We start from the raw sequence: 5,748 nt of genomic DNA on the forward strand, positions 1-5,748 counted from the left end.
CATCTGCACGCAAGCGGACAGCACGATGGCATCCACATCCTTGGTGTTCATCTGCGCGACGATGCCGGGCAGCCTGGCGGGGTCATGGCGGCCGACTTCGAGGTTGTCGGGGATCTCCAGCGCGCGCCAGTCCACCACTTCGTAGCCTTCGTTGCGGATGTAGTCCACYACCAGCTCGGTCAGCGGCTTCATATACGGCGCGACCACGGCGATGCGCTTGGCGCCGATCACCTTGAGCGCATCGATCAGCGCGCCGGCGCTGGTGACCACGGGCGCGTCGGCGCCGTTGGCCGCGGTATGGGCCTGCAGGCGCTGTTCCGAAACGCGATGGTAGCCGTGGCCCATGGCCATGATGGCCACCAGGCAGGCATAGCCCAGCACGTCGACGCGAGCGTCGCTCAGCTCCAGCGCGCAGCGGTCGGACTCGCCGTCCATGGCCGCCAGTTCTTCCTTGACCACCTTCTTCATGCGCATGCGGCTGGAGTGGAAGGTGAACCGCTCAGGCCGCACCTGCTGGCGCGCGAGCAGCATCGCGGGGATCTCGGTTTCCATCGTGGTGTTGGAACTCGGCACGATCTGGCCGATCCGGAAAGTCTTTTGCACGGGGCGCTCCGTTGTTTCGGGGTTCAAAGCTTGAGAATGCGTTCGGCGTTGCCATGGCAGACAAGGCGGCGGGTGGCCTCGTCCATCGGTGCCTGCTCGATAAAGTCCGCCGCAATCGCCGTGGACTCGTAGGGATAGTCGACCGAGAACAGCACGGCCTCGGCGCCCATCTCGGCAATGGCGCCGTTCAGCGCAGCCGGCGAGCACACGCCCGACGTGGTGATCACGATATTGCTGCCGATGTATTCCGACGGCTTCTTCGCCAGCTTGATGCCATGCGAATACACCGCAAAGCGGCTGTCGAAGCGCCAGCGCTGGAACGGCAGCCCCTCGCCCATATGGCCAAGGATGAGCTTGAGCCGGGGGAAGCGGTCAAACACGCCGCCGAACACCAGGCGCAGCGCGTGGCTGGCCGTCTCCACGCCCCAGCCCCACGCCGCGCCGCTGATTTCCGGATGGCCCGAATACACATGCGGCGCGACAAACGCATCGGTCGGATGCAGGTACATCGGCACGTCCAGCGCTTGCATGCGTTCCCAGAACGCGTCGTAGCAAGGATCGTCGTAATACACGCCCTGCGTGTGGCCGTTGACCAGCGAGCCCTTGAAGCCAAGCTGCGTCACGGCGCGCTCCAGCTCGTCCGCGGCCGTGACGGGGTCATGCATCGGCAGCGCGGCAAAGCCGGCGAAGCGCGTGGGGTGGCGCGCCACCTGCGCCGCCAGGAAGTCATTGTTCTCGCGGGCGCGGCCAATGGCGGCGGCGCGATCCGTCTCGCCCTGCACGCCCGGGCCGGTCTGCGACAGGATGGTGAAATCGATGCCGGCGCGGTCCATCTCGCCGATGCGGATGTCGTCGAAATCAGCCAGGCGCTTGGCAAGATCGGCCATGACCGCTGCGTCGATGTGCTGGAGGTATCCCTTCGAATAGGCCTGGAAACCGGGGGCCATGAAGTGCTCTTCCAGGGCAATCTTCCGAATTCTCGTCATGCTGTGGCGACTCCTGTTTGGGTGGGGGCTTGCTAATTGATCAGTATGCTGAGCATTTTTAATATAGCAACGAGGTTGGGGAATGTCTAGTCGGAGCCAAAAGGGTTAACCCCCATAACACTGACAAATTCTGCTCAGTACACTGATTGAAATTACTCAGCATGCTGACAGTGTGTAGCACACACACGGGCAGGCTGACCTGCCCCCGGAGAGAAACGACCATGACGATCAGCCTGGCCAATGACGGTGCCGCCGTGCGCAAGCAGGGCATGACAAAGGAAGAACGCAAGGTGATCCTTGCGTCGTCTTTCGGGGCGCTGATGGAGTGGTACGACTTTTATATCTACGCGGCGCTGGCGGTCTACTTTGGTGCATTGTTCTTCCCGCCCGGCAACGAGACCACGGCGTTCCTCGCCAGCCTGGCCACCTTCGGCGCGGGCTTCCTGGTGCGCCCGATCGGGGCGTTGCTGTTTGGCCGGCTGGGCGACAAGATCGGCCGGAAGCACACCTTCCTGGTGACGATCCTGCTCATGGGGATCGCCACGGTGGGCGTCGGATTGTTGCCCACCTATGGCCGGATCGGCATCACCGCCACCATCTTGCTGGTGGTGCTGCGCCTGCTGCAGGGGCTGGCCCTGGGCGGCGAAGTGGGTGGCGCGGTGACCTACGTCGCCGAGCATTCTCCGGTGGAAAAACGCGGGCTCTACACCAGCTCCCTGCAGACCACGGCCACGCTCGGCCTGCTCTCGTCGCTGCTGGTGGTGTACCTGCTCAAGACGTTCCTCACCGAGACGCAGTTCCGCGAATGGGGCTGGCGCTTGCCGTTCCTGGTCTCGTTCCTGATGCTGGTGGTGTCGGTCTACATTCGCGGCAAGCTGCATGAATCGCCGATCTTCGCGCGCATGAAAGCTGGCAATGCCACGTCGAAATCCCCCATCCTGGACAGCTTCACGAACTGGGCCAACCTGAAGTACGTGCTGCTGCTGTTCGTGGTGGCATCCGGGCTCGGCGCCATCTTCGGCACCGGGCATTTCTACACGATGTTCTTCGTCAACAAGACGCTGCACGTGCCACTGGAGCTGGTGCACCTGCTGATCGGCATCGCGCTGGTGATCGCCACGCCCTGCTACCTGTTCTTCGGCTGGCTGTCGGACCGGATCGGGCGCAAGCACATCATGATGGCCGCCTGCCTGCTGGCGGCGCTGGCCACCCAGCCCATCTTCAGGGCGCTGACGCACTACGCCAACCCGGCGCTGGAACAGTTCCAGCAGCGCAACACGGTGCAGCTGCGCGCCGGCGATTGCCACTTCCGCCTGTTTGCCGAGCCGGTATCGGCGTGCGACAAGGTCAAGGGCTACCTGACGGATCTTGGCGTCGGCTACGAATTCACGCCGACTGATGGCCGCGCGCAACCCGCTCTGCGCATCGGCGACACCGCACTGCAGGGCTTTGACAAAGCGGCGATCAAAGAGGCGCTGGTGGCCGCCGGCTGGCCGGAGCACGCGGACCCGGCTGCCATCAACCGCCCGATGCTGTTCCTGATGCTGCTGATCCCCATCCTCTTGCTCGCCATGGTGTACGGCCCACTGGCGGCGTTCATGGTCGAGCTGTTCCCGGCGCGCATCCGCTACACGTCGCTGTCCCTGCCCTTCCACCTGGGTGCGGGCTGGGTGGGCGGCATGCTGTCGTTCGTCGTGACGGCGATGAACGTGTCCAGCGGCAATGTGTACTTCGGCCTCTGGTATCCGGTCTCGATCGCCGCCATCGCCTTTGTCGTCGGCATGGTGTTCGTGCCCGAGACCCGTGGCCGCGACCTGGATACCTGATCCCCCCGCACCCCTGTACCCCTGTACCCCGGCTTCGTCCTCTGGCTCGAAATTTGCTCAGTACACTGCAGTTAATAGTCAGCATACTGATCGCTGCACCAAGACGAAGCCACCCTGTTCTTTACCCCGGTTCCTGAATCCCATTCACCCTGTCTGGAGCGCCCCCATGAAGTCTCTGCACAACGCACGCCGTACCCCGATTCCTGCCCCGATTCCTGCCCTGATACCCGCCCTGATCGCCCTGCTATGCAGCACCGCCGCGCTGGCGGATGCCAACGGCGTCAAGGTTGGCGTGATCACCGACATGTCCGGCTCCTACGCCGATCTCTCGGGCCGCGGCTCGGTGCTCGCGGCGCAGATGGCCGTGGAAGAGTTCGGCGGCAAGGCGCTCGGCAAGCCGGTCACGGTGCTCTCCGGCGACCACCAGAACAAGGCGGACATCGCCTCGTCGCTGGCGCGCCGCTGGTTCGACACCGATGGCGTGGACATGGTGATCGATTTCCCCAACTCCTCCACTGCGCTGGCGGTGCAGGAAATCGCCAGGCAAAAGCAGAAGATCAATATCGTCTCCACTGGCGGCGCCATGGCGCTGACCAACCAGAACTGCTCGCCCACCGGCTTTCACTGGGGCTGGGATACGTATTCGGTGTCGGCGCCGCTGGTCAAGCGGCTGATCGCCGACGGCAAGAACAGCTGGTACTACATCACCGTGGACTACGCGCTGGGCCAGTCGCTGGAATCGGATTTCCGCAAGGAGGTGGAAGCCAGCGGCGGCAAGAACGTGGGCAGCACCAAGCATCCGCTTAATGCCAGCGATTTCAGCAGCCCCATCGTGGCGGCCTCCGCGTCCAAGGCCAAGGTGGTGGTGCTGGCCAACGCCGGCAACGACATGATCAACGGCGTCAAGGCCGCGGGCGAGTTCGGCCTGATCAAGGGCGGACAGACCGTGATCACGCCGTCGACCTTCATCACCGACCTGAAGAGCCTGGGCCCGAGCGTGGCGCAGGGCCTGACCTATGTGGACCCGTTCAAGCTCGACCTCGACGCCAGGTCGAAGGCCTTCGTGGAGCGCTTCTACGCCAAGCACAAGGCTTACCCGACGCACGGGCAGATCGGCGTGTATTCCGGTGTGCTGCACTACCTGAAGGCGGTTGAGGCGGCCAGGACGGTGGAGGGCCCGGCGGTGGCGGAAAAGATGCGCGCCCTCGCCGTCAACGACGACTTCGTGCACGCCGGCAAGGTGCGCGTGGATGGCCGCATGGTGCATGACATGTACCTGGCGCAGGCCAAGACGCCGGCGGAGTCGAAGGGCCCGTGGGACCTGGTCAAGTACATCGGCACCATCCCCGGCGACTCGGCATTCCGCCCGCTGTCCGCCAGCGAATGCGCACTGGTGAAGAAGTGAGCCGCGATGCAGAACCGACCTGCCAAGACCCAAAAGCGGAGCACGCATGAGCCAGCCTGACGTCATCCTTGAAACCCGGGGGCTCACCAAGGAGTTCAAGGGCTTCACCGCCGTCAGCCAGGTCGACCTGCGCGTTCGGCGCGGCGCCATCCACGCCCTGATCGGGCCCAATGGCGCCGGCAAGACCACGTGCTTCAACCTGCTGACGAAGTTCCATGCGCCCTCCGCCGGGACCATCCTGTTCAACGGCGAGGACATCACGCGGGCGCGCCCCGCCCAGATCGCCCGCAAGGGCGTGATCCGGTCCTTCCAGATCTCGGCGGTGTTCCCCCAGCTCACCGTGATGGAGAACGTGCGGGTGGCGCTGCAGCGCAAGCTCGGCACCGCCTATCACTTCTGGAAGAGCAAGCGCTCGCTGGACGAGCTCAACGACCGCGCGGTCTCGCTGCTCAAGGCCGTCGGCCTGGAAGGCTTTGCCGACCTGCCGACCGCCGAGCTGGCCTATGGCCGCAAGCGTGCGCTGGAGATCGCCACCACGCTGGCCATGGACCCCGAGCTGATGCTGCTCGACGAGCCCACGCAAGGCATGGGGCACGAGGATGTGGAGGTAGTGACCGCCTTGATCAAGCAAGTTTCCGCGGGACGCACCGTGCTGATGGTGGAACACAATATGAGCGTGGTGTCGTCCATCGCCGAGCGCATCACGGTGCTCCAGCGCGGTGCCATCCTGGCGGAGGGGCMGTACGAGGAAATGACGCGCAACCCGCAGGTGATGGAGGCGTACATGGGCACGGCCGATGCCGCACTGACGGAGGCCGCATGATGAGCCAGCCCACGAACCAATCCACGAGCCAACCCACCCCTGCCCTGCAGATCCAGGACCTGCACGCCTGGTACGGCGAATCCCACATCCTTCACGGCGTGGACC

Annotated in this window: 5 protein-coding genes; 3 read left to right on the top strand and 2 right to left on the bottom strand. The window is 64.4% G+C overall.

Translation table 11 applies throughout. The features are described 5' to 3' along the window. Both AC1DS3_RS34300 and AC1DS3_RS34305 read right to left on the bottom strand, forming a co-directional pair. Positions 1–603 (bottom strand): maleate cis-trans isomerase family protein (locus AC1DS3_RS34300; protein WP_477128927.1); only part of this gene is annotated, 603 nt, incomplete at its 3' end. A 23-nt stretch (positions 604–626) separates the two neighbouring features. Next, positions 627–1,589 (bottom strand): amidohydrolase family protein, encoded by a 963-nt coding sequence (locus AC1DS3_RS34305; protein ID WP_441631439.1) that lies wholly within the window; start codon positions 1,587–1,589, stop codon positions 627–629. A gap of 221 nt (positions 1,590–1,810) precedes the next feature. On the opposite strand from AC1DS3_RS34305, the gene AC1DS3_RS34310 reads away from it, so the two are divergent. From AC1DS3_RS34310 to AC1DS3_RS34320, 3 genes are all read left to right on the top strand, one after another. Next, positions 1,811–3,415, top strand: a complete 1,605-nt coding sequence (locus AC1DS3_RS34310) for an MFS transporter (protein WP_441631437.1) — start codon at positions 1,811–1,813, stop codon at positions 3,413–3,415. Positions 3,416–3,647: 232 nt separating this feature from the next. Then, positions 3,648–4,820, top strand: coding sequence for an ABC transporter substrate-binding protein (locus tag AC1DS3_RS34315; RefSeq protein ID WP_477128929.1), 1,173 nt, complete (start codon positions 3,648–3,650; stop codon positions 4,818–4,820). 46 nt (positions 4,821–4,866) lie between these two features. Beyond that, the gene (locus AC1DS3_RS34320; protein WP_477128928.1) at positions 4,867–5,643 is read left to right on the top strand and encodes an ABC transporter ATP-binding protein; all 777 of its coding nucleotides are present in this window, start codon (positions 4,867–4,869) and stop codon (positions 5,641–5,643) included. Positions 5,644–5,748 lie beyond the last annotated feature (105 nt).

It is taken from the genome of Cupriavidus sp. 01L46, from assembly GCF_056399905.1.

Coding starts and splice junctions, on each gene's coding strand:
- AC1DS3_RS34305 (WP_441631439.1), bottom strand. CDS start 1,589: ATGACGAGAATTCGGAAGATTGCCCTGGAAGAGCACTTCATGGCCCCC.
- AC1DS3_RS34310 (WP_441631437.1), top strand. CDS start 1,811: ATGACGATCAGCCTGGCCAATGACGGTGCCGCCGTGCGCAAGCAGGGC.